Genomic DNA, 26,747 nt, shown 5'->3' with positions numbered 1-26,747 from the left:
CCAACCGTCCACGCCGCTGGTGTACAGTGGCCGTGTTGTCTTGATCTATGCAAAAGAAAGGCTCAGCATGGACGTCGACGCCGACCTGCTCCGCGCCTCCGGTCTCCGGGTCACGACGCCACGGCTCGCCGTCCTCCGGGCGACCGAGACGATGCCGCACGCGACCGCCGACGACATCGTCACGGCGCTCGCCGCAGAGCTGCCCACCACCAGCCACCAGGCCGTGTACGGCGTCCTCGCGGCGCTCACCGGCGTCGGACTGGTCCGCCGGATCGAGCCGGCCGGCAGCCCCGCCCGGTACGAACGCCGGACGGGGGACAACCACCACCACGTCGTCTGCACGATGTGCGGCGCGATCGAGGACGTCGACTGTGCCGTCGGGCACGCGCCGTGCCTCACCCCGTCGGAGACCCACGGCTTCGCGGTCACCACCGCCGAGGTGACCTACTGGGGCATCTGCGAGCGGTGCGCGGCGGCCGAGCGCGACGACACGCAAGCCGTCCCCGCCTGACCGAGCGGACGGTTCCTGTCCGGAAGACGGACTCCACGAACAACCCGAGCACCCCTGACCGAACCAACCGTTCCACCAAGGAGGAACCGTGTCCGACCAGAACACGACGCCCGGCCAGCCGGCCGGCACCCCCACCACCACGACCAACTCCGGCGCCCCCGTCTCGAGCGACCAGCACTCCATGGGTGTCGGCGCCGACGGCCCCCTGGCGCTGCACGACCACTACCTCGTCGAGAAGCTCGCCCAGTTCAACCGTGAGCGCGTCCCGGAGCGGGTCGTGCACGCCAAGGGCGGCGGTGCCTTCGGTACCTTCACCGTCACGCAGGACGTCAGTCGCTTCACCCGTGCCGCGTTCCTGCAGCCGGGCAAGCAGACCGAGATGCTCGCGCGCTTCTCGTCCGTCGCCGGCGAGCAGGGATCCCCGGACACCTGGCGCGACCCCCGGGGCTTCGCGCTGAAGTTCTACACCGAAGAGGGCAACTACGACCTCGTCGGCAACAACACCCCCGTCTTCTTCATCCGCGACGGCATCAAGTTCCCGGACTTCATCCGCTCGCAGAAGCGCCTGCCGGGTTCGCACCTGCGCGACCACGACATGCAGTGGGACTTCTGGACCCTGTCGCCCGAGTCGGCCCACCAGGTCACGTGGCTCATGGGCGACCGTGGTCTGCCGGCGTCGTGGCGCGAGATGGACGGCTTCGGCTCGCACACCTACCAGTGGATCAACGCCGAGGGCGAGCGCTTCTGGGTGAAGTACCACTTCCTCACGGAGCAGGGCCACAAGACCCTGACGCAGGAGGACGCCGACCGCATCGCCGGTGAGGACGCGGACTTCCACATCCGTGACCTCCACGCCGCCATCGAGCGCGGCGACCACCCGCGCTGGACCCTCAAGGTGCAGGTCATGCCCTACGAGGACGCCGCGGGCTACCGCTTCAACCCGTTCGACCTGACGAAGGTGTGGCCGCACGCGGACTACCCCCTCATCGAGGTCGGCACGATGGAGCTCAACCGCAACCCCGAGAACTACTTCGCGCAGATCGAGCAGGCGACCTTCGCCCCGTCGAACTTCGTGCCCGGCATCGCGGCCAGCCCGGACAAGATGCTCCTCGCGCGCATCTTCAGCTACGCGGACGCGCACCGCTACCGCGTCGGCACGAACCACGCGCAGCTGCCGGTGAACGCCCCGAAGAACGAGGTGCACTCGTACTCGAAGGACGGCGCCATGCGCTTCGACTTCCAGAAGTCCGAAGTGCCGGTGTACGCCCCGAACTCGCTCGGTGGTGCGCACGCCGACCCCGCCGCGACGGACGAGACCCCGGGCTGGGAGTCCGACGGAGCACTCCAGCGCTCCGCCGCGACGCTGCACCCGGAGGACGACGACTTCGGCCAGGCCGGCACCCTCGTGCGCGAGGTCCTCGACGACGCCGCCCGTGAGCGCCTGGTCGGCAACATCGCCGGGCACGTCTCGAAGGTGACGCGTGACGACCTGCGCGAGCGGGTCTTCGCGTACTGGACCAACGTCGACGCCGAGCTCGGCGCGCGCGTGCGCGCCGCCGTCTCGCCGAGCGCCCCGGGCTCGAACGAGGACCCGGAGGAGGTCGCGGTCGAGGCGTAAGCCCCGGTCGACCCCCTGACGGACGGGAGGCACGGTGCCAGCTGGCGCCGTGCCTCCCGTCCGCGTTTGCGGTCGCGTTCTCGGGCCGTGCGCGGCCTGACGACGTCTGCGCACGTTCCACCGTGTGCAGACGTCGTCCTGCTGCGCAGGACCGGCGCGGCCGCTAGACCTGCTGGCCGTTCAGCCAGATCGGGCCGGCCGGCCAGTCCTCCAGTCGCTCCGCGACGGGCAGGACCATCCAGCCGCCCTGGTCGGTCATCGGCAGACCAGCGCCCTCGGCGGTGAACGCCGTGTAGTCGGCGACGACGTCGTCGAACACCTGCCAGCCGAGCTTCGCGTAGAACGGCACGCGGTTCTCGCCGGCGCCGAGGAAGCCGTAGGGGACCCGCAGCCCTTCGAGCACGGCGTGCGCGCGCTCCATCAGCTCGCGGCCCCTGCCCGTTCCCTGCAGCCGCGGCGAGACAGCGACGAGACCGGTGTCGCCGACCAGGACATCGCGCCCGCCGACCGTGATGAACATGCGGCGGATCCCGACGTGCGCGAGGACGACGTCGTCAGCGTCGCGGGCGAGCACCCGGCGCTCGGGCTGCATGCCGGCCCAGCTGCGGCCGCCCACGTACCAGTGCGACCAGTCGGGGAAGGCCTGCCCGAGCAGCGCTGCGATCGCCTCGTGGTCGGGGAGCGACAGCGTGCTCTCCTCGACCACCTCCCACCGGATGTCCTCAGTCACGGGTCCATCCTGCCGGAGTGGACCCGCCGCGGTCAGCCCCGACCCGGCGCCGTGACCTCGATGCGGTTCGCCCACGGGTCCTCGAACGCCACGGTCCGACCGTCGTCGGCGGTCTGCACCCCGGTGTCGTGCATGCGCGCGACGAGGGCCCCGAGGTCGTCGGCGGCCGGGACCTCGATGCGCACGAGTCCGAGTCCCAGGGCGAGCTGGCGGCGTCCGGCTCCGCGGGAGTTCCACGTGTTCATCGCCATGTGGTGGTGGTAGCCGCCGGCACTGACGAACAGCGCCTCGCCCCAGCCCGCGGTCGTCGCGAAGCCGAGCCGGTCGACGTAGAACTCCTTCGCGGTGGCGACGTCGCCGACGGAGAGGTGCACGTGTCCGACGCGTCCCGGAGCGACGGCCGCACCGTCGAGCGCGGCGGACGTCAGGTTCTCCCGAAGGAACTCGTTCGGGTCGACGTACTTCGTGTCCATGTCGACCATGCCGTGCGTCCACGACCACTCGGTGCGGTCGCGGTCCCAGTACAGCTCGACGCCGTTCCCTTCGGGGTCGGTGAAGTAGAAGGCGTTGCTCACCAGGTGGTCGGCGCTGCCGGTGAACGTCTGCGGGTACTTCGTCGCGACGGAGTACAGGGCCGCGGCGAGGTCGGCCTTCGTGTCGAACAGGATCGCGGTGTGGAACAGCCCGGCGTCGTGCGGGCCGGCGTGCTGCATCGACGGCGCGTGCTCGAGGACGACGATCGGCGTCGTGCCACGACCGAGCACGGCGACACCGCCCTCGTTCGAGAGCAGGGAGAGCCGGACGCCCTCGCGGTAGTACCCGATCATCCGGTCGAGGTTCGCGACCCGGAGCGTCACGGCGCCCATCCCGGTGTCGGCGGCGAGGAGGTCCTGCGTGTGCATGTCACCAGTGTGCGCCGAAATGGTTGACGCGTCAACCAAATCGGTCTGACGGGCTACTTCGCGCTGAACCCGCCGTCGGACTTCAGGAGCTGCCCGTTCACCCACCCGCCGTCCGGCCCGCAGAGGAACCCGACCAGCGCCGCAGTGTCGCTCGGCATCGACGGGCGCCCGCCAGGGGTCTGCGCGATCGCCGACTGCCGGATCTCCTCGGTCATCCACCCGGTGTCGTTCGGCCCCGGGTTGACGAGGTTCGCGCTGACGTGCACGTCCGCGAGCTCCTGCGCGGCCCCGACGATCAAGCGGTCGAGCGCGCCCTTGCTCGTGCCGTACGGCAGGTTGAACGCGACGTGGTCGCTCGTGAGCGCGATCACGCGTCGGCGGTCCTCCGGCGCGGGAGCCCCGGCGCGCAGTCGCGCCGCGTACGCCTGGAGGAGCAGGAACGGTGCACGCACGTTGACGGCCATGTGCCGGTCGAACGACTCGAGCGTGGTGGTCGCGAAGTCGGAGTCCACCGACTCGCAGTGCGACATCACGATGGCCGTCACCGGCGCGCCCGCCTCCGCCTCGGCGCGGCCCACGAGTGCGGCCGCCTGTTCCGGGTCCGCCAGGTCGACCGGGAGGCGCGTCACGCGTGCACCTGCGTGCTCGCACTCCGCGACGACGGAGTCGACGCCGTCCGGATCGGCCGCTCCGTGCACGCGGGCGTCGTACGGGCCCCACCACGAGATGGCCAGGTCCCAGCCGTCGGTCGCCAACCGCGCCGCGATCGCGGCGCCGATCCCGGCTCGTCGACCGACACCGGTCACCAGGGCGAGGGGTCTGTGGGACATGGGTCGTGCCTCCCGTCGGGGTCGTCGCAGCGGCGCGCCGACGCGCCCAGCTTGGCATCGCACCCGGTGTCCTGCCGGCGGAGCGCGCCGGGACAGGGCCAAGATGGAGGGATGCCACGCACACGACGTCTGCCCGACCGGCCTCGCGGTCGCCGCGGCGGCCGTCCGGACCCGTCCGAGTTCCCCGTCGAGCAGATGCGCGACCGCATGTCGTCGTACATCTACGGCAACATCACGGTGCTCGCCGCGGCCATCGCCGTCGACCCCCAGGCGATCCACCACGGCTCGGCCGTGTGGGCCGTGCTTGATCAAGCGGGTCATCGGGCTGCCGGGCGACACCGTGTCGTGCTGTGACACGCAGGGACGTCTGTCGGTCAACGGGCACCCGGTCGACGAGTCGTACGTGGTGCTCCAGCCGGGGTCCGACCGGGTCTCGCTGCAGGACTTCTCGGTCACCGTGCCGAAGGGGCAGCTCTGGGTGATGGGTGACAACCGGTACGACTCCGCCGACTCCCGGGCACACGGGACCGTGCCGGTGTCGGACGTCGTCGGGCGGGCGTTCCTGACGACGTGGCCGGTGTCCCGGTGGACGGTGCTGTCACGGCACGGGGACGTGTGGGACGGGGTGCCCGACCCGTCGTGAGCGACGCGGGCCGTCTCGGCCCGTGCGCTCGTCTCGCGACGTGGACGGGGGACTCGCGTCCGAGTGTGCCCCGCGGTAGCGTTCGGTGGCCCGCCGGACCCGGCGCGCCGAACGCCGACCGGAGGGATGCCATGACGTCGTCCGAGCAGACGTTCGACTACGTCACCGGGGGCGACGACGAGGTCTCGCTGCGGAGGATCCGCACCGACGGCCCGCAGTCCGGCACGATCGGCCCCCGTCCCGACCACGTCGTGTTCGTGCTCGCCGACGGGCGCGCGACGCTGACCGCCGACGACGGCAGCGAGTGGGAGGTCGAGGCGGGCCGCCCGATGATGCTCTCTGCACCGGTCGCGTACGCGTTCGACACGGATGCGACCGCGATGACGCTGCTGCACGTCACCCCGGCGGTGCTCGGCGACGGCGACGAGCTCTCGGAGTTCGTGCAGCCCGAACCCGAGGACCCCGGCGTGGAACCCCTCCTCACCCTGCTGAACGAGGTCACCGACCGCATCCTCGACCCGTCGCTCGACGGTGCAGAACGGGCGGCGCTCAACCGGCGGGTCGCGACCGTCGTGCTCTCGACCTTCACCCGATCGCGCTCGGACGTCGAGCACCGTCTCCGCCGGGCGATCCGGTTCGTGCACGACCACGCGAGCGAGGACCTGACGGTCGCGGACGTCGCGGCGGCGGCGGACCTCAGCGAACGCGGGCTGCAGGACCTGTTCCGCCGGCGGCTCGCGGTCACGCCGATGCGGTACCTGCGGGAGGTCCGGCTCGACCGGGTGCACCTCGAACTCGCCGCCAGGCGGAACCGGCTCGTGACCGTGGGGGACGTCGCGCGGGCCTGGCGGTTCGCGCACCTGGGACGGTTCGCGGCTGCCTACCGGCGGCGCTTCGGGGAGAGCCCGCACGAAACGCTGCGGCGGACGGGGCACACCGAGGGGTGAGCGTCGCGCAGCGCGTCACCGGCCCGCGCCGACGTCAGCAGCCCGTCGTCGTCAACGTCACCGCGGCGACCTCGTCGTTCGACACCGTCGTCTTCTGCGGGCAGAGCTCGTTCGCCCGCACGGTGACCTCGCCCAGCGGGACCCCCGCGAAGTTCGCCGTACCGCCCGGGTACACCCGCTGGTGCTCGGAGAGCTTGCCGGTGGACGCGAAGACCTTCACCTCGTAGGGGTGGTCCGCGGCGTTGTCCGACACGGTCACGGAGACCTGCCCGGTGGAGTCGTGCGCACCGCAGCCGGCGAGCGTCAGGACCGCGGCGATGCCGAGGACGAACACGGGGACGACACGACGGAGCACACCGGCAAGGCTACGCCGTCCCGAGCAGCCAGCCGTTGTCCGCGGCGACCCGGAGCGCCTCGGTGGCGTTGCGCGCGGCGGTCTTCCCGATCGCCGACGACAGGTGGTTGCGGACCGTGCCCTCGGACAGGTGCAGGGACCCGGCGACCCCGGCGACGGTCGGCGCCGTGCGGAAGGCGATGAGCACGTCGGTCTCCCGCGGGGTGAGCGGGGACGGTCCTGCGGCGAGGGACTCCGCGGCGAGCACGGGGTCGACGACCCGGAACCCGCCGGCGACGCGTCGGACGGCGTCGGCGAGCTGTTCGGCTGGGGTGTCCTTCACGACGAACCCCGCGGCCCCGGCCTCCAGCGCGCGGCGGAGGTACCCGGGCCGGCCGAACGTCGTCACGATGAGCGATCGGCACGTGGGCAGCAAGCGGGCGAGGGCGGCGGCCGCGGTCAGCCCGTCGGCGCCGGGCATCTCGACGTCGAGCAGGGCGACGGTCGCGCCCGAGGACCGTGCGGCCTCGAGGACCTCGTCGCCGCGGGCCACCTGGGCGACGACCTCGATGTCCCGCTCGAGGGACAGCAAGGACGCCAGGGCACCGCGGACGAGCGCCTGGTCGTCGGCGAGCAGCACCCGGATGGTCTCGGTCATCGTCGTTCCCTCTCGACCCGCAGCCGGAAGCCGCCGAGGTCGCTCGTGCCGGTGGTCAGCCTCGCCCCGACGGCATCTGCGCGCTCCCGGAGCCCGCGCAGTCCGTTGCCCGGGGTGGCGGACGCGGCATCGGGGTCGAGCAGCCCCGTCCCGTCGTCCTCGATCGTCAGGGCGGTCCGGGTGAGCGTGACCCGGACCCGGCTGGCCGCCGCGTGGCGGACCACGTTCGTGACGCCCTCGCGCAGGACCCACGCGAACAGGCTCCGGACGTCGTCGGCCGCCGCGTCGCCGTCGTGCGGGAGCGCCGCGTCGATCTCAGCGGCCTCGAGCGCCGCCCGTGCCGACACGAGTTCCGCGTCGAGGTCGGCTTCGCGGTAGCCGCTGACCGCGTGCCGGAGGCCCTGCAGGGCCTCGCGGGAGAGCCGTTCGACGTCCTGCATCTCGGTCTTCGCCCGGGCCGGGTCGACGTCGACGAGCCGTGCGGCGAGTTCGGACTTCATCGCCACGACGGTGAGCGAGTGCCCGAGGACGTCGTGCAGGTCGCGGGAGAACCGAGCGCGTTCCTCGACCACGGCCAGGCGGGTGATCTCGTCCTGCGCGACGCCGAGTCGCTGCTCCGCCTCGCGCTGTCGGCCGAAGAAGAGCATCGAGGCCCCGACGGACACCGTGATCACCGGGGCGAACAGGATGCCGCTGTTCACGGCGGTGTCCCACCCGGTGCTCGCCGCGACGAGGAACTGTGCGCCGAGGATCGCGAGCACGACCACGCCGGCCACCCAGAACCGTTCCGCGACGAACCCGGACAGCGCGGCGACGAGCAGCCATGTCCAGACGGCGAGCGGTCCGACGACGAACAGCAGCAGCCCCGCCAGCAGGGCGACACCGGCCAGGACGACGACCCGGCCGCGCAGGCTCCGCCGCCACATCAGCTCCGGCGCGAACAGGTACGCCGCGTAGACGACCGCGAGGGCGATCGTCGAGACGACGTGCGCCCGGAGGCTCCTGCCGTCGCTCCAGACGGCGATGATCTCGAGCACCTGCCAGAGGAGCGCGAAGACCGCTCCGGCGTACCAGCGGCGGCGGCCGATCCGGATGTCCTCGTCGCTCGCGCCCGGTGGGACGGCCCACGGGAACGAGCGCGGGGCCGGTCGCGTCGGCCTGGAGGCGCGTGGTGCGTTCTCCGCACCCCGCGCCTCGGCCGTTCTGGTCGCCTCGGACATCGGTGCCAGCGTAGGGCCGTCGGTCACTGCCGTGCGGCGTCGCGGCGGTACCGCCACACGATCACCGCGGCGAGGACGATCGCCCACGCGGCCAGCACCATCGCCGGCTCGGTCATCCCCGAGGCGCCGGTCGCTCCGGCACCCATCTGCCCGATGCGGTTCAGCCAGTACGAGGGCAGGAGGTGCGCGACGCTGCCCATCCAGTCCGGCATCACCGACAGCGGGACCCAGAGCCCGCCGAGGATCGCCAGGCCCATGAACACGACCATGAACAGCGGCTGCGCGAAGGACGGCTTCGCGAACTGCCCGATCAGGATCGCGATGAGGGCGAAGGGGATCACCCCGCACCAGATCCCGAACCCGGCGGCGAACCAGTGCGCCGGGTCGAGGGAGGCGTGCAGACCCACCGTGGCGACGAGCACTGTGACGACGATCGACACCGCGGCGAAGGCCATCGCGGCGATCACCTTCGACACCATGAAGCCCCACCCGGACAGCGGCGTCACGCGGAGCTGCCGGTTCCAGCCGATCGACCGCTCGTTGACGATCGCGAACGCCTGGCTGAGCGCGGCCATCATCGCCCCGTACGACGCCATCTGCAGCGTCGTGACGACGAGGTACTGCAGGTGGGTCGTCGGGTCGGTCTGGGAACCGAACGCCGAGCCGAACACGAGCAGCATGATCACCGGGACGGCGAAGGTGAACACCATCGCGCGGACGTTGCGGAGCTGCCGCTTCGTCTCGAGGTACACGTACCGGATCGGCAGCCGGCCGGAGGCGGTGACGGTGGTCATGCGAGGACTCCTTCGGGAGCGGTGTCGGTGGGGGCGGGGTCGGCGGTGAGCGCGAGGAAGGCGTCGTCCATGGTCGAGGCGACCACCTGGATGTCGTGCGCCTGCGGGAACGCTGTGAGGAGGGCCCTGAGGGTGTCGTCGCTGCGGTCCGAGCGGAGCGTGACGGAGTCGTGCCGCGCCTCCAGGCCGACGACGCCCGGCAGAGCGCGCAGCGCGACGTGCGCGTCGGTGCCCACCCCGGAGAACCGGACGGCGCGCGTGGCGGTGATCGCCTTGATCTCGGCAGGCGTGCCGTCGGCCACGATCCGGCCGGCGCGCATGATGACGATCCGGTCGGCGAAGGTGTCGGCCTCGTCGAGGTAGTGGGTGGCGAACACGACCGTGCGCCCCGCGTCGGTGAACTCGCGCATCGACGACCAGAACGTGTGCCGGGCCTCGACGTCCATCGCCGCGGTCGGTTCGTCGAGCACGAGCAGGTCCGGGTCCGAGACCACGGCGACCGCGAACCGCGCCCGCTGCAGCTGCCCGCCGGAGAGCTTGTTCACCCGGCGTCCGGCGATCTCGGTGCACCGCGCACGGCGCAGGGCCTCGTCGACCGGCATCGGACGACGGTGTGCAGCGGCGACGAGGGCGACCGCGTCCCGGACGGTCGTGTCCGGCAGGAGTGCGCCGCCCTGGAGCATCGCCCCGACCCGGCCGGCGACCACCGCGGCACGGGGCTCCTCGCCGAAGAGCAGGGCCTCGCCGGTCGTCGGTGTGGACAGCCCGAGCGCGAGGTCGACCGTCGTGGTCTTGCCCGCGCCGTTCGGGCCGAGGAGGGCGACGACCTCGCCCGGACGGATCGTCAGGTCGACGCCGTCGACCGCGGCCACGGCGCCGAAGCGCTTGCGGAGGTCGCGGAGCTGGATGACCGGTGTGTCGTTCATGGCTCCGAGCCTCGCGCGGGACGCGTCGTCGGTCCTCTGCGCTCCGTCACGGATCGGGCATGACATCTGTCACGACCGAGCCGGCCGTCCTCCGTACTGGGGACACGTGTCTGTCCGGTAGGCGCGTTAGCGTGGGGGCATGCACCTCGACTCCGACGTCTCCGACCGCGCCGCGCCGGACGCCGTCCGGCGGGCCGCGCTGCTCGCGGCGCTCGACGTCGTCGAGGGGGGCGCCGAGGAACGCTTCGAACGGATCACCCGGATCGCGCGAGAGGCCTTCGGCGTGAGCGGTTCGTTCCTCAACCTCGCCCGGGAGACCGACGTCTTCATCAAGTCGCAGCAGAGCGACACCGTGTTCGGCCCGACGATCCCGCTGCAGGACACGTTCTGCGGCCGGACCCTCACGGTGGAGGGCCCCGTGGTCGTCCCCGACGCCCGCGCGGACGTCCGGTACGCGGACATGCCGATGGTCGTCGACGACCCGAACGTCCGCTTCTACGCCGGGGTGCCGCTGCGCGCTGGGGAGGACGACGTCAAGGTCGGCACGCTCTGCCTCATCGACCCGCAGCCCCGCACCCTCGACCCCGACGACCTCGCCCTGCTCCAGGAGCTCGGTGTCTGGGCGGAGCGCGAACTGGCCGCCGGTGCCGACGAGGACCGCCTCCGCTCGGTGCTCGCCGGCCTCGAACCGTCCGCCGTCGACCTGCCCGGGTACCGCGTCGGGGGCATGTCCAAGCCGCACGGCGTCGTGTCCGGCGACTTCCACGACTGGCACCTCGACGGGGACTCCCTCGTGGTGACGGTCGCCGACGTCATGGGCAAGGGGATGTCCGCCGGACTCCTCGCCGCGACGATCCGGGGCGCCCTGCTCGCCCGGGGAACAGCGTCGTCGGGCGACGTCGTGGCGGCACTCGAGGCCCAGGTCGGCCCGGACCTGTCCCGCGCGGAGTCCTTCGCGACGATGTTCCACGGACGCCTGACGACCGCGACCGGGCGGATGGAGTTCACCGACGCCGGGCACGGTCTCGCGATCCAGCTCCACGCCGACGGGACCGAGAGTGTGCTGCGCTCCTACGACCTGCCGATCGGCCTGCACCCGGTGGGGGCTGCGCGGGTCACGGGGACGCTCGAGCTCGAGCAGGGCGACGTGCTGCTGCTCGTCAGCGACGGGGCGCTCGAGCTGTGGGACTCCACGCTGGCGTCACTCGGCGCGCTCGGGGCGATGTGGCGTGACGCGCCGGACATCGACGTGTTCCTGGGGCGGGTGCGGGCGCGTGCGGCGTCGCACGACCCGGGTGACGACCTGACGGTCGTCGTCGTCGCGCGCGACTGACGCGCGGGCGGGCGCGGGCGGGTGCGTGCGTGCGTGCGGGTGCGTGCGGGTGCGTGCGTGCGTGCGCCGAGGTCGCATCATGTGTCGCGTTCGGCGCCGGCGGGCGACACTTCGTGCGACCTCGCCGGACGTGAGCGGCGTGTTGTGCGACCTCGCGTGAGCGTGTGGCGGGCGTGCGGCCTGGAGGCGCGGGGCGGCTCGGCCCCGTCCCTCCCGTCCGGCGGACGCGCGAGCGGGCGCGCCGAGGTCGCAGAATGTGTCGCGTTCGGCGCTTGCGGGCGACACTTCGTGCGACCCCGGCGGACGTGAGCGGCGTGTTGTGCGACCTCGCGTGAGCGTGTGGCGGGCGTGCGGCCTGGAGGCGCGGGGCGGCCCGGTCCCGTCCCTCCCGTCCGGGGGACCCGCGGGCGGGCGCGCCGAGGTCGCAATATGTGTCGCACTCGGCGCTGGGGAGCGACACTTCGTGCGACCTCGCCGGACGTGAGCGGCGTGTTGTGCGACCTCGCGAGCGTGCGGGCTTGCGCTAGGCGCCGAGGCGCTCGATGAGCTCGCGGTAGCGCTCGGCCGTCCGGGTGACGATCTCCTCGGGGAGCACCGGGGGCGTCCCCTGCCGGTCCCAGTTCGCGCTGAGCCAGTCCCGCACGATCTGCTTGTCGAACGACTCCGTGCGGTTCCCCGACCGGGCGTCCCAGTAGCGGCTGGAGTCGCTCGTCAGGACCTCGTCCGCGATCCGGATCTGCCCCGACGCATCGCGCCCGAACTCGAACTTCGTGTCCGCGATGACGACCCCGCGCTCGAGCGCGATCGCCGCCGCCTCGGTGTACACCCGGAGCGACAGGTCCCGCAGCGCCGCAGCCGTCTCGGCGCCGACGAGCGACACGGTCTGCTCGAAGGAGATGTTCTCGTCGTGCTCGCCCTGCGGTGCCTTGTACGCCGGCGTGTAGATCGGTTCCGGCAACCGGTCGCCGTTCGACAGGCCGGCGGGGAGCGGTACGCCGCAGACGCTGCCGGAATCCTGGTACTCCGCCCAGCCGCTGCCGACCAGGTACCCGCGGACGACGCACTCGACCGGGAACATCTCGAGCGGCATCACGTGCATCGACCGGGACGCCACCGACGCGGGCACCGGGGTCCCGCCGGCGGACGGCCCGATGAGGTGGTTCGGGACGTCGGCCAGCTGGGTGAACCAGAAGCGGGACAGCCGGGTCAGCAGCTCGCCCTTGCCCGGGATCGGCGGCTCGAGCGCGAAGTCGTAGGCACTGACCCGGTCCGAGGCGACGAGCAGCAGCTCGGTGGCGCTCGCGACGTCGGCGGTGCCGGTGGGGACGTAGAGCTCGCGGACCTTGCCGGACGAGACGTGCTGCCAGCCGTCGAGCACGGGTGCCGGGCTCATCGGGTGACCTTCGCGGCGATGTCGGTGCGGAACTGCGCGCCCTCGAGCGTGATGTCGCCCAGCCCGGCGTAGGCACGGTCGCGGGCCTCGGCGAAGGAGGACCCGGTGGCGACGACGCTCAGCACCCGCCCGCCGGTCGCGACGAGCTGGTCGTCGAGGACGCCGGTGGCGGCGTGTGCGACGGAGACGCCGTCACGGGCGTTCGCGGCGTCGATGCCGGTGATCGGACGACCGGTCTGAGGGTTCTCCGGGTAGCCCTCGCTCGCGAGCACGACGGTCACGGCGACCTGGTCGCGGAACTCCGGTGCCGGGGTGGCCCCGAGCTGGCCGGTGGCCGCGGCGAGCATGAGACCGCTCAGCGGGGTCGCCAGACGGGGGAGGACGACCTGGGTCTCCGGGTCGCCGAAGCGCGCGTTGAACTCGATGACCCGCACGCCCTGCTCCGTGACGATCAGGCCGCAGTAGAGCAGCCCGACGAACGGGGTGCCCTCGTGCTCGAGCCGGCGCACGGTGGGGAGCGCGACGAGGTCGGTGACCTCGTCCACGAAGGCGCGCTCCGACTCCCAGCGGTCGGCGAGCCACGGCAGCGGCGAGTACGCGCCCATGCCGCCCGTGTTCGGTCCGGCGTCGCCGTCGCCGAGGCGCTTGTAGTCCTGCGCGGGGCTGAGCGCACGGACGTCGTGTCCGTCGCTCAGGAAGAACAGCGAGACCTCTTCGCCGTCGAGGAACTCCTCGACCACGACGTGTCCGTGCTGCAGCCAGTAGGTGGCGTGGTCGATCGCGGCCTGACGGTCCTCCGTCACCAGGACGCCCTTGCCCGCGGCCAGCCCGTCGGCCTTCACGACGTACGGTGCGCCGAGCTCGTCGATCGCCGCGACGGCTTCCTCTGCGGTGCCGGCGTACACCGGACGCCCGGTGGGCACGGCTGCCTCGGCCATGATGCGCTTGGCGAACGCCTTCGAGCCCTCGAGCTGCGCGGCGGCCTTGCTCGGACCGAACACCGGGATTCCCCGGGTCCGGACGGGGTCGGCGACACCGGCGATGAGGGGCGCCTCTGGCCCGACGACGACGAGTTCGATGCCGTTCTCGATCGCGTACTCGGCGACGAGCGCACCGTTCGTCGGGTCGAGGGACACCGTCTCGACGTCGACGTCGGCGGCGATGCCGGCGTTGCCGGGTGCAGCCGTGATGACGTGACCTGCCTGCTCAGCGAGGAGGGCCGTGATGATCGCGTGCTCGCGGGCACCGGAACCGAGGACGAGGATTCGCACCCGATCACCCTACCGATCCCGACTCGCCGGTTGCGATGCGACGGCTAGCCTGTGGACATGCCACCCAGGAGGATCGAGGACGCCGAGGGCCGCGCGGCGCTCGCCGCCGTGCAGCAGGGTTCGACCGCCCGGCCGGACCTGGCGACCGCCGTCCGCTGGTCGTTGCAACGCCTCGCCGACGACGTCCCGGGCAACAGCGTCGAGGTCCGCGTCCCGCCGTTCGCCGCCGTGCAGGCAGTACCCGGCCCGCGGCACACGCGTGGGACGCCGCCGAACGTCGTCGAGACGGACGCGGCGACCTGGTTGGCGCTCGCCACCGGCGCGCTGCGATGGGACGAGGCCGTCGCGCAGTCGCGCGTCAGCGCGTCCGGCTCACGCGCGGACCTGACGGCGTTCCTGCCGGTCCGGCTGGGCGTCTGAGACGGATCCGACGACGGACTGGAGGATCGTGGCGGGCCCGACCCGTGCCTCCAGGCCGGTACGGACGCGCCTGCGAAGGCCGACGAACCGAATTAGGTAGTGCCTACTGATGTGACGTCATCAACCGGCCGAATACCGTGGAAGTCGCCGGGATTCGGACCCGACCCGAACGGGTCCGAACCCGGCGACAGGGTCAAAGGTACGCGACATTTGTCACACCGTGTCAACTGATCCGGCGAGTCGTGCTGCATTCCGCAACGAACCTGCGACATCCGGACGGTCCGTTGCGCCCGGCAGAGCAGCTCAGAGCAGCTCAGAGCAGTTCCGAGAGCTCTGTGCGCGCGTGCAGGTCCCACTTCGTGAACACCCGGGACAGGTGCGCGTCGATCGTCCGGACGCTCAGCCCGAGCGACTCCGCGATCCGCCGGTTGCTCAGGCCCTCGGCGGCGAGCTTCGCGACCTCGTACTCGCGGTTCGTCAGGGGCGTCTTCGACCGGCCGGCGGTGACGGCCATGCCGTGCGTCGCCAGGACGCCCTGCGCCGCGATGACCCGGGTGCGGTCGCCCGCCCGGACGGCGTCGGCGTACTCGACGATCGCGCCGGCGAGGGGCCCGTCGACGCGTGCTGCCGCGGTGCGCATCCGGTCGAGCGACGCCGCGGAGTCCCGCCCGTTCAGCATGTCGTTCGTGTAGTGCAGGGCTTGCGCGTACATGACGTGGGTCCAGGAGCCGCTCGCGGTGCCCCGCTCGATGATGTCGTCGGCGTGCCGGAGTCCCGCCGGGTTGCCCAGCACGGCCTCGGTCCACGAGATCGTCACGGCGACCTGCTCCCCGATGATCCGCATCGCCCGCAGCGGTGTCGACCGAGCGCGTTCGAGCGCCGCCGTCGCCTCTTCAGCCCGGCCCGCGTAGGCGTACGACATCGCGAGCCGGGCCCACGGGTACGCCGCGAACCCGCCGTGGTCCGCAACGTCGTAGCGCTCGCAGGCTGCCGAGAACGCGGCGACGGCGTCGTCCCAGCGGCGCTGGCCGAGCGCCAGGTTGCCCTCGCCGATGAGTTCGAGGGTGAAGTCGTACTTCAGGTACGGGCTCGATCGCCGGACCGGGACCTCGGTGATGAGGTCGGCGATGTCGCCGCGCCAGACCTGGACCTGGTGCATGACGGAGACGATCTCGCCGACGCTCCACGGGGCGTCCTCGAGGTGCTCGACCGCGGTCGCCAGACACGCCTTCCCGAGGGCCGCGGCGTCGTCGAGTCGGCCGGCGGTCGCGAGGGCCATCACCGCGCACGGGGCCAGGCAGAGGAACGCGAACGGGATCGTCGGCGCGTGCACGATGCCCGTCCGCTCGAGCTCGGCGCGGACCTCCTCGAATCGACCGCCCCAGCCGAGGTGCGCCAGCCGCAGCAGCCGGAGCCGCTCGGCCCCGTCGGCCGACACGAAGCGGACGGCGACGTCGGTCAGCGCCACCGCGGCCAGGGTGTCGTCGTCGTGGAACTGCCGGATGTTGGCGAGCGTCTCGCACGCCTCGATCACCGCGGTGTCGTCGACCTCGTGCGGGGTGGACCGCACCACGGCCCACGCGGCCTCGGCATCCGCGCGGCCGGCCTCGCGACCGGTGCTGTACGAGTACGCGAGGGACCGGAGGCAGTGCGCGGCCACCCGTTCCGTCGGGGTCAGGGTCGTGCGGAGCGCGGCGGACGCCAGGGCGACGGCACTCTCGTGCTCCTGCAGCCGGACGGCGACCTGCGCGCCGTCGAGCAGCTGGTCGACGGGCGGGAGCACGCCGCACTCGAGCGACCACAGCGCGGCACGGAGCCGTGCCGCGGGCGGCGCGCCCTCCGGCCGGTCGGTGCGGAAGGCGTTGGCGCGGGCGAACAGCGCCGTGCGCCGTGCCACCGGGACGAGGGCGCGGACCACTTCGCCGACGAGCGGGTGCGACGGCCGGGCGACCGCGGCGCCGTCCTCGAGAGCGTCGATCCGGACGAGGCCGAGGGCCACCACCCGGTCGACGTCCCCGCCGCTGACCAGGCCGATCAGGCGGGCGAGGGGGATCGGGTCTGCGAGGGCGACGATGTCGACGACGTCGCGCAGGTCCTCCGGCAGGGAACCGAGCTCCGTGCGGTACATGTCGGCGAGGCTGTTCGACGCCGTGACCCGGCCGCGCCAGTACCACCCGGTGGCGGTCTGGTCGAGGGCGCCGGACGCGAGCGCGGACCGGACGACCTCGCGGATGTAGAGCGGGTTGCCGGCCGTCGCGCGGTGCACGCGTTCGGCGGAGGCGGTCTCGAGCTGCGCCCCGAGGGCCTCGGCGATGAGCGACGACGTCTCGTGCAGGTCCAGCGGCTCCAGGTCGATCCGCTCGAGCAGGTCGTCCTGCCACAGGGCGCGGAGGGGCTCGGGCAGCGCGGCGAAGTCCCGGCAGGTGAGCACCAGGCGTGCCCCCTGCTCCCGCACGAGCCACGCCACGTACCGCGCCGAGATGGCGTCGAGGTGGTCGGCGTCGTCCACACGGAGGAGGACGTCGCGGTCCGCGAGGTCCTCGGTCTCGCGCAGGCGCTGCTCGGCCCCGCCGGCGCCGACGAGTTCCGCGAGCGATCCAGGCAGTTCGCCGAACCGCTCGACGACCGCGCCGAACGGCATCGACCGGCTGGCGGCCACCGCGGTGATCGGCACGACGAGGGTCCGGCCGGAGGTGTCCCGACCGGCGACGCGGTCGGTCACGCGGGCGGCCGCGGAGCTCTTGCCGAGGCCCGGCGCACCGACGAGCGCGACGCTCCACCGGTGCTCGGCGACGACGGAGACGGCCCGGTCCTCCTCGCGACGCTGGAGGAGCGGCCACGCCACGCGGGCCGGGACACGGGCCGCACGTGCTGTCCGTTCGCGCATCCGCCTCACCTCCTCCGCGTGGGATACCGATCGGTGTCGACCATCCTCTCCCGGATCTGACCGCCCGTGCAGGCCGGAGCACGTCCCACAGTGGGGGACAATGGACGGGTGAGCAACACCGATCGACCCGACGAACGACCGGCTCCGGCGCCGAACGCCGTCACCTCCTCCGACGAGGTGACGATCCGCCGTGCCCCGAAGTTCGGGGTCTTCATCGTGGGCGGGGCGCTCCTCGGCTTCGTCGCGACGCTGATCGTGGTGTCGCTGACCATGAACATCGACCGCGGCGACCAGCAGGAGACCGCGAGCTTCGGCAGCCTGGTGGGGTACTTCAGCCTGTGGGGCGTCACCATCGGTGCCTTCGTCGGCGCGGTGGTCGCCGTCGTCCTGGACCGCGTGTTCGCGCGTCGCGCGGCCCGCCTGACGGCGGAGCGCGTCGAGGTCGAGCTGCCGCCCGAGACGGTCGAGGGTGAGATCGAGGACCACGGCGACCAGGCGCGGTAGACGCGACCAGGTCAACGGACTGGAGGCGCGGTGCCAGCTGGCACCGTCCCTCCAGGCACGGCCGTCACCCCGCTGGCGCGGTGCGCCGGTACCGGCTGGTGGGGCCCACCTCCAGTCGGTCTCGGCGTCGCGTTCGCGACCCCCACTCAGCTGAGCTGGTTGGCCTCGACCCAGGACAGGTACTCCGGGCTCACGGTGCCCGTGACGTACTCGCCCGTGAAGCAGCTCATCTCGAGGTCCGTGACGTCGGACCCCTCGATGATCGCGTCGCGCATGTCGCCGATCTCCTGGTAGATCAGGTGGTCGCTGCCGAGCACCTTGTTGATCTCCGGGATCTTCCGGTCGTGGGCGATGAGCTCCGCGCGGGTCGGCATGTTGATGCCGTACACGTGCGGGTAGCGGACCGGGGGAGCGGCGCTCGTGAAGGTGACCTCGTTCGCACCGGCGGCGCGGGCCATCTCGACGATCTCGCGGCTCGTCGTGCCGCGCACGATCGAGTCGTCCACGATGAGGATGTTCTTGCCCTTGAACTCGGACGACATCGCGTTGAGCTTCTGGCGCACGGACCGCTTGCGCTCCGCCTGCCCCGGCATGATGAACGTGCGGCCGACGTAGCGGTTCTTGTAGAAGCCCTCGCGGTACTCGATGCCGAGCTTCTGCGCGACCTGCATCGCGGCCGGACGGCTCGAGTCCGGGATCGGCATGACCACGTCGATGTCGCCGGTGGGGGCGTACTGCGCGATCGTGTCCGCCAGACGGTTGCCGAGCCGGAGCCGGGCGTCGTACACCGAGATGCCGTTCATGACGGAGTCGGGGCGGGCGAGGTAGACGTACTCGAACGAGCACGGCACCAGGCGCGGGTTCTTCGCGCACTGGCGGGCGTGCATCTGGCCGTTCATCTCGATGAAGATCGCCTCGCCGGGGGCGACGTCGCGGACGATCTCGTAGCCGCCGGACTCGAGCACCAGCGACTCGGAGGCGACGACCCACTCGGGGTTGCCTGCCTCGTCGAACTTGTGCCCGAGGATGAGCGGACGGATGCCGAACGGGTCGCGGAACGCCAGCAGGCCGTGCCCGGCGATGGTCGCGATGGCGGCGTACGAACCCTCGACCCGCTCGTGCACGCGCTCGACGGCGTCGAACACCTGCCCGGGGTCCAGGTCCTTGCCGCGCACCTGGCCCTGGAGCTCGTGCGCGAGCACGTTCACCAGCAGCTCCGTGTCGGAGCTCGTGTTGAGGTGCCGACGGTCGATGTCGAACAGCTCACGGGTGAGTTCCCGCGTGTTCGTCAGGTTGCCGTTGTGCACGAGGACGATGCCGTACGGCGCGTTCACGTAGAACGGCTGGGCCTCTTCCTCGTTGCTCGCGGCGCCCTTCGTGGCGTAGCGGACGTGCCCGAGGCCCATCGTGCCGAGGAGGGCACGCATGTCACGGGTTCGGAAGGACTCCCGCACGTGACCCCGGGTCTTGTGCATGTGGTGGATGTGACCCTCGACCGTGGCGATGCCCGTCGAGTCCTGTCCCCGGTGTTGCAGGAGGAGCAGAGCGTCGTAGATGGATTGGTTTGCAGGCCCCTGCGCAACGAGGCCGACGATGCCGCACATTCGCGGTGTGCTCCAGACCGTAGAATCGGGTGGTACCGAACAAGTCTGCCATGCCCTAGCGGAGGACTACGCATGCCCAACCCGTACGCAGAGGCCGGCGTCGACACCGCTGCCGGTGACCTCGCAGTCGAGCTCATGAAGTCCGCCGTCTCGGCGACGCACAACACGTCCGTGCTGGGCGGTGTCGGTGGGTTCGCGGGGCTGTACGACGTCTCGTTCCTGAAGGACTTCGAACGTCCCCTGCTCGCGACCTCGACCGACGGCGTCGGCACGAAGGTCGCCATCGCGCAGGCGATCGACAAGCACGACACCATCGGCCAGGACCTCGTCGGCATGGTCGTCGACGACATCGTCGTGGTCGGCGCGAAGCCGCTCTTCATGACGGACTACATCGCCTGCGGTCGGGTCGTCCCCGCCCGCATCGCGGACATCGTCGCCGGCATCGCCCGCGGTTGCTCGGAGACCGGCACTGCCCTGGTCGGCGGCGAGACGGCCGAGCACCCCGGCCTGCTCGGGCCGGACGACTACGACGTGGCCGGTGCCGCGGTCGGTGCGGTCGAGGCCGGTTCGCAGCTCGGCGCGCACCTCGTGCAGGACGGCGACGTCGTCGTGGCGATCGCGTCCTCCGGGCTGCACTCGAACGGGTACTCGCTCGTGCGTCACATCCTGTCCTCCCGCGGGGTCGGGTACACCGACTCGCTGCCGGAGCTCGGCGGCCTGGTCGGGGAAGCCCTGCTCGAGCCGACGCGCCTCTACACGACCCCGCTCCTGTCGCTCATCGAGCAGCACCCGGGCGCCGTGCACTCGCTGTCGCACGTCACCGGCGGTGGCATCGCGGCGAACCTGGCGCGCGTCCTGCCCGTCGGGTCCTGGGTCGAGGTCGACCGCTCCACGTGGGAGCCCCTGCCCGTCTTCCGGGTGCTCGCCTCGATGGCCGGGACCCCGATCGAGGACACCGAGGGCACCTGGAACCTCGGCATCGGCATGTTCGCGGTCGTGTCGGCCGCTGCGGCGTCCGACGTCATCGCGTCGCTCGGGGCCGCCGGGCTCGCGTCGTGGAGCGTCGGGACGATCTCGACCTCGGCGCGGGACCTGAGCGGATTCGAACAGGGCGCGAAGGGCGTCGACGGCGGCGCGGTGCGGCTCGTGGGGGCGTACGCGGGCTGAGGTGTCGCGTGCGGGCGCTGCGCGGGCTCCGCGCGGGCTCCGCGCGGGCCGCTCGGCGCTGCGCGGCCTGCGCGGGCCGCTCGGCGCTGCGCGGCCTCGAGGTCGCACGAACTGCCGTCCGGACTCGTTCCGGGCGGCAGTTCGTGCGACCGGGGCGGAACGGACGCGGCGGGTCGTGCGACCTCGTGGGGTGGGTGCGTCGGGGTCGCTGCGCGTGCAGGTTCCGACACTGCGCCGGTCGATCGACGCGTGCGGTGTCGAACGATGCGCGGGCATCTGTCGCGGAGCCGCGACGGGCGCGACCGGCCCGAGCAGCTGAGCGGCACGGGCGGCCGCGGGCCTGTGCGCACGACGAAACGCCGCGCTGCCCCGAAGGGTGCGCGGCGTCGTCATCGAGCCTGGGTCAGGCGGACTTGTTCTGGTCCTGTTGCGGTTCGAACTCGTCGTCTTCTTCGAGCTGGTCATCCCCGTATTGGTCTGCCCAGCGGTCGACGTAGGAGTTCTCATCCGAGTGCTGCCCGGCGGAGAGCTCGCGTTCGAGCGCACCGTAGTTCGTCTCCGGGCTGAAGTACTTCAGCTCCCGGGCGACCTTGGTGTGCTTTGCCTTCTGACGGCCGCGCCCCATGCGTGACCCCCTCGTGATCGGCTCTGGTCCGGTCCTGGCGGGAGAGGAGTCACCCGGGGAACCGAACGGTTCGTGGTTTGAAATCTGCCGATCACTCTACCATGTACCCCGATCTGGACGTCGCCGCGACGGCCCCGCGCACAGCAGAATCGAAGTGATGACAGACGACGCCCCGCCCCCGGTCGACCAGCACGCTCGTGTCGTGGTGATCGGCGCCGGTCAGGCCGGTCTCTCGGTGGGATACCACCTGCGCCGACTCGGGCTGACGCCGGGGAGCGACCTGGTGCTCCTCGACCGAGCGCCGGCCACCGGTGGCGCGTGGCAGTTCCGGTGGGAAGCGCTGCGGCTCGGGGCGGCCCACCGCGTGCACGACCTGCCCGGCATGAACGCGATGGGGCTCCGGTTCGACGATGCCGACCGGTCACGGCCCGCCCGGGACGTCGTCGGCGAGTACTACCGGCGCTTCGAGCAGCACTACGACCTGCGGGTCCGGCGCCCCGTGGCGGTGTCGTCCGTTTCGCGCATCGACGGTGCCGAGGAACTCTGCGTCACGACGACCAACGCCGACGGGGGCACGGCCAGGATCGCTGCCGAGGTGGTGGTGAACGCCTCCGGCACGTGGGGCACGCCGTTCGTCCCGTGGTACCCGGGCCGCGACGTCTTCCGGGGTCGGCAGGTGGACACGACCGAGTACCGGAGCGCCAAGGAGTTCGCCGGGCAGGACGTGGTCGTGGTCGGCGGTGGGACGAGCGCCATCGGGTTCCTGCTCGAGCTCGACGCGGTCGGAGCCCGGACGCGGTGGTTCACCCGTCGCCCGATGGTCTGGTCGGAGTCCGCGTCGCTCGACCTGGAGTCCGCCGTCGCCGCCGTCGACGAGCAGGACCGGGCAGCACGCGCGGGGGAGACCCTGCCGAGCATCGTCAGCGGGACCGGGGTACCCGTCTCGCGGCGGATCCGTGCGGGGCTCGACCGTGGGGTACTCCGCGAGTCGCCGATGTTCACGCGCCTCAACGAGACCGGGGTCGTCACGGCGGACGGTGAGCACGTGCACGCCGACGCGGTGATCTGGGCGACCGGGTTCCGCGCGGACCTGCGGCACCTCGCACCGTTGCACCTGCGGACCGCTGCTGGCGGGATCGTGGTCGAGGACGGACGCTCCGTCGACGAGCCGCGGCTGTTCCTCGCCGGGTACGGCCCGCAGGCCTCGACGATCGGGGCGAACCGCGCCGGGCGGCGGATCGCTCGTCAGGTGATGGACGTGCTCGCCGGAGCGTGACCTCGCACGGTGCGAGGGTGGCCCGACGGCGTGTCCACAGTGTGCGAGGTTCCGCGCCCCGTGCGAGGTGCGCAGGGTCGCACGACGCACGGAACCTCGCACCATGCGCAGGCGTGGCCGCCGGTGCCTCGCACGGTGCGCAGGCGCGGCCGCCCACGCCTCGCACGGTGCGCAGGCGTGGGCGCCGACGCCTCGCACGGTGCGAGGTGGGCACGGAGCCAGCGTCAGGCGGGGAGGGGCTCCTGTACGCCACGGCGCCGACGTGACGCGCGGAGGAACACCGCGTCGAGCGAGAACCGCCCCGGCCCGGTCAGCGCCACCGCCAGGGACGCCACCGCGAGCACGAGCACGTACTCGAACCCGCCGTCCTGCGAGTAGAACCCCGAGGACGCGTGGGCGAGCAGGCCCGCGACCACCATGTCGACCGCGAGCAGCACGCCCACGACCCGCGTCGCGACCCCGAGCACGAGGAACACGCCCCCGACGAGCTCGAGCCCGGCCACGAGGGGTGCGGCGACCTCGGCGAGCGGGACACCCATGCCGGAGAAGCCCTCGGTCACGGAGCCGATGCCCTGGGCGAACTTCTGGGCGCCGTGCGCGATGAACACCACCCCGAGGACGATGCGGAGCGCGGTCAGGCCGATGGAGGTCGATGTCGTTCGCATGGCGTCGAAGCTAACGGGTGACGCGTCACCGTTCCCCCTCGTTCGGGGGACTGCCCGGGCATCACCAGGACACGTCCAGGCCCGGGTCCGCCGAAACGCGGACGTGCGTTCAGGAAGCGCCGCGTCCGGTCTGCTGCTGCAGGCGGTCGATGTGCTCCGAGGCCTCGGCCTTGGTGAGGTCGGCGGGGAGCTCCTCGCCGGCCTCGCGGGCGAGGGTGTCGAGGTAGCTGCGCTGCGGGCCGGTCATCGGCTCGTCACCGGTGACCCACTCCTCCGGGTCCTTGCTGGCGTCGGTCGACGGGTCCGGACGGGCGCCGCCGAGGGTCTCGCCCGCGAGGTCGGAGGCGGGCTGCTGGGTCGGGTCTGCATCACTCATGCCGGGGACGCTACGCCGCACCCCCGACGACGACCCCAACCACGGCGTCCCCCGAACGGAACCCAGGGGCGGGACCCCGCCTCAGTCGGCGACCGCCGTGTACCGCACCAGGTCGGGCCCGATCGAGCTCGCCGCGATCGGCACGGAGCGGTCGCCCCGCCGGATCCAGATCGTCGCCGCCCGCTCGTCGATCCGCTCGACCTGGTGCAGCGTGCCGTCGAGCAGCACGGCGGCGCTGACGACCTGGTGCCCGGTGGCCTCCCGTGGTGGCAGGCCCACGACGTCGTCGTCGTAGGCGGTGTAGCGACCGGGCGACAGGAACGGCGACACCGGGGTGGTCACGATCTCCAGGCCCTCCTCGACGTGCCGGACGACCACGAGCCGCACCGCCTGGTCCGTGGGCAGCGGGACGTCCGCGACCGGAGCGTCCGCCGGGCCGGCCAGCGCGCGGAACGCGGGCCGGCCGTCGGGGGCGAGCCGTGCCTCCAGACCGTCGATCCGGACCCGTCCGCGACCGCGCGAATCCGCGTACGTCCCTGGTTCGAGCCCGGACCGCCGCGCGTCGAGTCGCGAGACGACGACGCGGTCCGGGCGGTACCAGTCGCGGAGCGTCGCGGGGTCGACCCAGCCGATGCGGTGTGTCGAGTCCTCCGCCGTCCGCTCGTCGAGCGCCCCGAGTGGGTGCGGTCCGCGGACGGCGACGAGTCCCTCGTGCGGGCCGCCGGGCGTGGGCTCGTGGTCGAGCACCTCGACGCGCTTCGAGACCTTGCCGCCGTGCCCGTCGAACGTCGCGAAGGTGCGCAGGTCGGAGATCGTCATGACGTCAGATGCTACGACCGTCACCGTGCGGAGACGAAGCACCGTCGCCGCGCGGGGGAGACGGCACGAGCACGTGCATCTCACCGGTGCACTGGGTCTGGTCGACGCCCTCGGCGGGGCCGGCCGGACGGGTCGCACGCCGCGGCTGCAGGCTGTTGCGCTGCGCGGACCGGAGCAGCCGGTCGTCCTGCGCCTCGTGCTGGAAGACGCCGTGCGGGGAGCGTCGGAGTGCCGGACGGATCGGCTCGCCGCGGCGTTCCTGGCCCGGCAGCGGACGGGAGCGGCGGCCGTAGAGGAGCTCCGACGAGTCGAGCAGCCACGGCACGAGGGCGACGGTCACACCGTGCACGAGCAGGAGCTTCTTGCGGATCCGGCGGCCACGGTGGTTGTGCAGGAAGTTCTCCCACCAGTGTCCGACGACGAACACGGGTGTGTAGACCGTGACAACCTCGGAGCCGTGCTCCATCCGGTGCGCCTTGATGTACTTGATGAGCGGCATCGAGATGTCGCGGTAGGGGCTCGGCACGATGGTCAGGGGGACCTCGATGCCGTACTCGGCCCACTGCGCCTGCAGCCGGGCGGCCTCGGCGTCGTCGATCGCGACGTGCACGGCCTCGAAGCTCGCGTGCTTCGCCGCGATCGCGTAGTCGAGGGCCTTGAGCACCGGCTTCTGCAGCTTGTTCACCAGGACGATCGCGTGGTCGCCGGTCGCGCCGAACTGGGTCTCCTCGTCGGCCTCGATCTCGTGCGAGACGTCGCGGTAGTAGCGGTTCACGCCGAGCATGAGGACGAACAGGATCGGCATGATGAGGAACACGAGCCACGCGCCGTGGGTGAACTTCGTGATCGTGACGATGACGAGGACGACGAACGTGAAGGTCGCGCCGGTGGCGTTGATCGCCCGCGAGCGCACGACCTGCCCGCGGTTGACGGGCTCGGCAGTGGTCCCCGCGCGGTCCTCCCGCAGCAACCGCGTCCAGTGCACGATCATCCCGGTCTGCCCGAGCGTGAACGACACGAAGACACCGATGATGTAGAGCTGGATCAGGCTCGTGACGTTCGCGCGGTAGACGATGAGCAGCGCCGCCGCGACGAGCGCGAGGACGATCACGCCGTTCGAGTAGATGAGCCGGTCACCGCGGGTCGACAGCGCCTTCGGGGCGTACGAGTCGCGGGCCAGGATCGAGCCGAGCAGCGGGAAGCCGTTGAACGCCGTGTTGGCCGCGAGGAGCAGCACCGCCGCGGTGGTCGCCTGGATCACGAAGAACAGCACCGTGTTGTTGCCGAACGTCGCGGCGGCGATCTGGGCGATCAGGGAACGCTGAGGGTGCGTCGCGCAGGCCGCGAAGCCCTGCAGGTCGCAGGCGTCCTCGGCGTAGTGCACGCGGGAGATCAGGGCGAGCGTGATGAGCCCGACGAACAGGACGATCGCGATCGATCCCATGAACACGAGGGTCATCTGCGCGTTCTTGATCTTCGGGCGGCGGAACGCCTGCACGCCGTTCGCGATCGCCTCGACACCGGTCAGGGCCGAGCAGCCGGAGGCGAAGGCGCGCAGGAGCAGCAGGATGAAGGCCGCCTGCGTGGTGTGCTCGACGTTCTGCACCGTGTACGCGGCGGACTCGGCGACCGGCGCGTTGCCGAACGCGGCGCGGAGCAACCCCGTGACGACCATGACGAACACGGACGCCACGAACAGGTAGGTCGGCACGGCGAAGGCCTTGCTCGACTCGCGCACCCCACGGAGGTTCGCGGCCGCCAGCAGCACGACGAACAGCAGGGCGAGCTCGACCCGGAACTCGTTGAGCACGGGGAGCGCCGAGATGATGTTGTCCACGCCCGACGCGACCGACACGGCGACGGTCATCACGTAGTCGACGAGCAGCGCGGACGCGACGACGAGGCCGGCCTTCTCGCCGAGGTTCCGGTGCGCCACCTCGTAGTCGCCACCACCGGACGGGTACGCCTTGATGAGCTGTCGGTAGGACGCGACGACGACCACGAGCAGCAGGACGACGAGCGCGGCGACCCACGGGGCGAACGTCAGGAACGCCATCCCACCGAGCAGCAGGATCATGAGGAGTTCCTGCGGCGCGTACGCCACGGAGGACAGCGGGTCACTCGCGAAGATCGGCAGGGCCAGGTGCTTCGGGAGGAGCTGCCCTTCGAGCTTCTCGGAGGGGAGGGGATCCCCGATCAGTCGCGCTTTCAACGACCGGATCTCGTTCGTCACGAGCGGCAAACCTACTCGTTTCGGAGCGCGAGTCAACACGGGTCACGGGGGCGGTATTCCC

Annotated in this window: 27 protein-coding genes; 10 read left to right on the top strand and 17 right to left on the bottom strand. The window is 71.9% G+C overall.

The window, feature by feature from the left end; all coding sequences use genetic code 11:
* The first annotated feature begins 67 nt into the window (after positions 1-67).
* Together CRP27_RS12445 and CRP27_RS12440 are read left to right on the top strand one after the other, a co-directional pair.
* The gene (locus CRP27_RS12445) at positions 68-511 is read left to right on the top strand and encodes a Fur family transcriptional regulator (protein WP_097180941.1); all 444 of its coding nucleotides are present in this window, start codon (positions 68-70) and stop codon (positions 509-511) included.
* A gap of 88 nt (positions 512-599) precedes the next feature.
* On the top strand, positions 600-2,129 hold the full coding sequence (locus CRP27_RS12440) for a catalase (RefSeq protein WP_097180940.1): 1,530 nt from the start codon (positions 600-602) through the stop codon (positions 2,127-2,129).
* 163 nt (positions 2,130-2,292) lie between these two features.
* On the opposite strand, the gene CRP27_RS12435 is transcribed toward CRP27_RS12440, so the two are convergent.
* From CRP27_RS12435 to CRP27_RS12425, 3 genes are read right to left on the bottom strand one after another with little or no spacing between them, the layout of a single operon-like run.
* On the bottom strand, positions 2,293-2,859 hold the full coding sequence (locus CRP27_RS12435) for a GNAT family N-acetyltransferase (protein ID WP_176505582.1): 567 nt from the start codon (positions 2,857-2,859) through the stop codon (positions 2,293-2,295).
* A 32-nt stretch (positions 2,860-2,891) separates the two neighbouring features.
* Entirely contained in the window at positions 2,892-3,761 is an 870-nt protein-coding gene (locus CRP27_RS12430; protein ID WP_097180938.1) for a VOC family protein, read from the bottom strand.
* Positions 3,762-3,814: 53 nt separating this feature from the next.
* Entirely contained in the window at positions 3,815-4,591 is a 777-nt protein-coding gene (locus CRP27_RS12425) for an SDR family oxidoreductase (protein WP_097180937.1), read from the bottom strand.
* A 111-nt stretch (positions 4,592-4,702) separates the two neighbouring features.
* Between CRP27_RS12425 and CRP27_RS18515 the strand changes: the two genes are divergently transcribed.
* From CRP27_RS18515 to CRP27_RS12415, 3 genes are all read left to right on the top strand, one after another.
* Positions 4,703-4,945, top strand: a complete 243-nt coding sequence (locus tag CRP27_RS18515; RefSeq protein ID WP_255257569.1) for a hypothetical protein — start codon at positions 4,703-4,705, stop codon at positions 4,943-4,945.
* On the top strand, positions 4,932-5,234 hold the full coding sequence (lepB, locus tag CRP27_RS18510) for a signal peptidase I (protein WP_255257583.1): 303 nt from the start codon (positions 4,932-4,934) through the stop codon (positions 5,232-5,234). The genes CRP27_RS18515 and lepB overlap by 14 nt, the downstream gene beginning before the upstream one ends.
* 131 nt (positions 5,235-5,365) lie before the next feature.
* A complete protein-coding gene (locus tag CRP27_RS12415; protein ID WP_097180935.1) occupies positions 5,366-6,181 on the top strand; it encodes a helix-turn-helix domain-containing protein in 816 nt (271 codons plus the stop codon).
* Between the two features lie 34 nt (positions 6,182-6,215).
* Here the strand turns inward: CRP27_RS12415 and CRP27_RS12410 are convergent, their stop codons facing one another.
* From CRP27_RS12410 to CRP27_RS12390, 5 genes are read right to left on the bottom strand one after another with little or no spacing between them, the layout of a single operon-like run.
* Positions 6,216-6,536 carry a hypothetical protein gene (locus CRP27_RS12410; protein ID WP_097180934.1) on the bottom strand — a complete coding sequence of 107 codons (321 nt, stop codon included), beginning with the start codon at positions 6,534-6,536 and terminating at the stop codon, positions 6,216-6,218.
* 10 nt (positions 6,537-6,546) lie between these two features.
* On the bottom strand, positions 6,547-7,173 hold the full coding sequence (locus CRP27_RS12405; protein ID WP_097180933.1) for a response regulator: 627 nt from the start codon (positions 7,171-7,173) through the stop codon (positions 6,547-6,549).
* On the bottom strand, positions 7,170-8,393 hold the full coding sequence (locus CRP27_RS12400) for a sensor histidine kinase (RefSeq protein WP_097180932.1): 1,224 nt from the start codon (positions 8,391-8,393) through the stop codon (positions 7,170-7,172). Before CRP27_RS12400 ends, CRP27_RS12405 begins: the two co-directional genes overlap by 4 nt.
* A gap of 23 nt (positions 8,394-8,416) precedes the next feature.
* Positions 8,417-9,187 carry an ABC transporter permease gene (locus CRP27_RS12395; protein ID WP_176505581.1) on the bottom strand — a complete coding sequence of 257 codons (771 nt, stop codon included), beginning with the start codon at positions 9,185-9,187 and terminating at the stop codon, positions 8,417-8,419.
* Positions 9,184-10,113, bottom strand: a complete 930-nt coding sequence (locus CRP27_RS12390; protein ID WP_097180931.1) for an ABC transporter ATP-binding protein — start codon at positions 10,111-10,113, stop codon at positions 9,184-9,186. Before CRP27_RS12390 ends, CRP27_RS12395 begins: the two co-directional genes overlap by 4 nt.
* 139 nt (positions 10,114-10,252) lie before the next feature.
* Here CRP27_RS12390 and CRP27_RS12385 point away from each other — a divergent pair, with 139 nt between their 5' ends.
* Positions 10,253-11,446: a PP2C family protein-serine/threonine phosphatase gene (locus CRP27_RS12385; RefSeq protein ID WP_097180930.1), complete on the top strand. Its 1,194-nt coding sequence runs from the start codon at positions 10,253-10,255 to the stop codon at positions 11,444-11,446.
* A gap of 523 nt (positions 11,447-11,969) precedes the next feature.
* On the opposite strand, the gene CRP27_RS12380 is transcribed toward CRP27_RS12385, so the two are convergent.
* Positions 11,970-12,839 (bottom strand): phosphoribosylaminoimidazolesuccinocarboxamide synthase, encoded by an 870-nt coding sequence (locus tag CRP27_RS12380; protein ID WP_097180929.1) that lies wholly within the window; start codon positions 12,837-12,839, stop codon positions 11,970-11,972.
* Complete coding sequence (purD, locus tag CRP27_RS12375) at positions 12,836-14,110, bottom strand: phosphoribosylamine--glycine ligase (RefSeq protein WP_097180928.1); 1,275 nt, start codon at positions 14,108-14,110, stop codon at positions 12,836-12,838. The genes CRP27_RS12380 and purD overlap by 4 nt, the downstream gene beginning before the upstream one ends.
* Positions 14,111-14,167: 57 nt before the next feature.
* Here purD and CRP27_RS12370 point away from each other — a divergent pair, with 57 nt between their 5' ends.
* Complete coding sequence (locus CRP27_RS12370) at positions 14,168-14,530, top strand: sterol carrier family protein (RefSeq protein ID WP_097181065.1); 363 nt, start codon at positions 14,168-14,170, stop codon at positions 14,528-14,530.
* 313 nt (positions 14,531-14,843) lie between these two features.
* On the opposite strand, the gene CRP27_RS12365 is transcribed toward CRP27_RS12370, so the two are convergent.
* Complete coding sequence (locus tag CRP27_RS12365) at positions 14,844-17,417, bottom strand: helix-turn-helix transcriptional regulator (protein WP_141399762.1); 2,574 nt, start codon at positions 17,415-17,417, stop codon at positions 14,844-14,846.
* A 108-nt stretch (positions 17,418-17,525) separates the two neighbouring features.
* On the opposite strand from CRP27_RS12365, the gene CRP27_RS12360 reads away from it, so the two are divergent.
* The gene (locus tag CRP27_RS12360) at positions 17,526-17,921 is read left to right on the top strand and encodes a hypothetical protein (protein ID WP_097180926.1); all 396 of its coding nucleotides are present in this window, start codon (positions 17,526-17,528) and stop codon (positions 17,919-17,921) included.
* Positions 17,922-18,067: 146 nt separating this feature from the next.
* Here the strand turns inward: CRP27_RS12360 and purF are convergent, their stop codons facing one another.
* The gene (purF, locus tag CRP27_RS12355) at positions 18,068-19,525 is read right to left on the bottom strand and encodes an amidophosphoribosyltransferase (protein ID WP_097180925.1); all 1,458 of its coding nucleotides are present in this window, start codon (positions 19,523-19,525) and stop codon (positions 18,068-18,070) included.
* A 72-nt stretch (positions 19,526-19,597) separates the two neighbouring features.
* Here purF and purM point away from each other — a divergent pair, with 72 nt between their 5' ends.
* Positions 19,598-20,692, top strand: coding sequence for a phosphoribosylformylglycinamidine cyclo-ligase (purM, locus tag CRP27_RS12350; RefSeq protein ID WP_097180924.1), 1,095 nt, complete (start codon positions 19,598-19,600; stop codon positions 20,690-20,692).
* Between the two features lie 403 nt (positions 20,693-21,095).
* On the opposite strand, the gene CRP27_RS12345 is transcribed toward purM, so the two are convergent.
* The gene (locus CRP27_RS12345; RefSeq protein ID WP_070417000.1) at positions 21,096-21,317 is read right to left on the bottom strand and encodes a DUF3073 domain-containing protein; all 222 of its coding nucleotides are present in this window, start codon (positions 21,315-21,317) and stop codon (positions 21,096-21,098) included.
* A gap of 157 nt (positions 21,318-21,474) precedes the next feature.
* Here CRP27_RS12345 and CRP27_RS12340 point away from each other — a divergent pair, with 157 nt between their 5' ends.
* Positions 21,475-22,593, top strand: coding sequence for an NAD(P)-binding domain-containing protein (locus CRP27_RS12340; RefSeq protein WP_097180923.1), 1,119 nt, complete (start codon positions 21,475-21,477; stop codon positions 22,591-22,593).
* 224 nt (positions 22,594-22,817) lie between these two features.
* Here CRP27_RS12340 and CRP27_RS12335 read toward each other — a convergent pair whose 3' ends face one another.
* From CRP27_RS12335 to CRP27_RS12320, 4 genes are all read right to left on the bottom strand, one after another.
* Complete coding sequence (locus CRP27_RS12335; protein ID WP_097180922.1) at positions 22,818-23,258, bottom strand: DoxX family protein; 441 nt, start codon at positions 23,256-23,258, stop codon at positions 22,818-22,820.
* Between the two features lie 109 nt (positions 23,259-23,367).
* On the bottom strand, positions 23,368-23,634 hold the full coding sequence (locus CRP27_RS12330; protein ID WP_097180921.1) for a DUF3072 domain-containing protein: 267 nt from the start codon (positions 23,632-23,634) through the stop codon (positions 23,368-23,370).
* 81 nt (positions 23,635-23,715) lie between these two features.
* On the bottom strand, positions 23,716-24,453 hold the full coding sequence (locus tag CRP27_RS12325; RefSeq protein WP_097180920.1) for a hypothetical protein: 738 nt from the start codon (positions 24,451-24,453) through the stop codon (positions 23,716-23,718).
* A gap of 4 nt (positions 24,454-24,457) precedes the next feature.
* Complete coding sequence (locus CRP27_RS12320; protein WP_097180919.1) at positions 24,458-26,695, bottom strand: APC family permease; 2,238 nt, start codon at positions 26,693-26,695, stop codon at positions 24,458-24,460.
* Positions 26,696-26,747 lie beyond the last annotated feature (52 nt).

The sequence above is a fragment of the Curtobacterium sp. 314Chir4.1 genome (assembly GCF_900215175.1).
Classification (GTDB): Bacteria; Actinomycetota; Actinomycetes; order Actinomycetales; family Microbacteriaceae; genus Curtobacterium; species Curtobacterium pusillum_A.
Note: the sequence above shows the minus strand (reverse complement) of the source record. Positions and strands in the feature narration are given on the sequence as shown.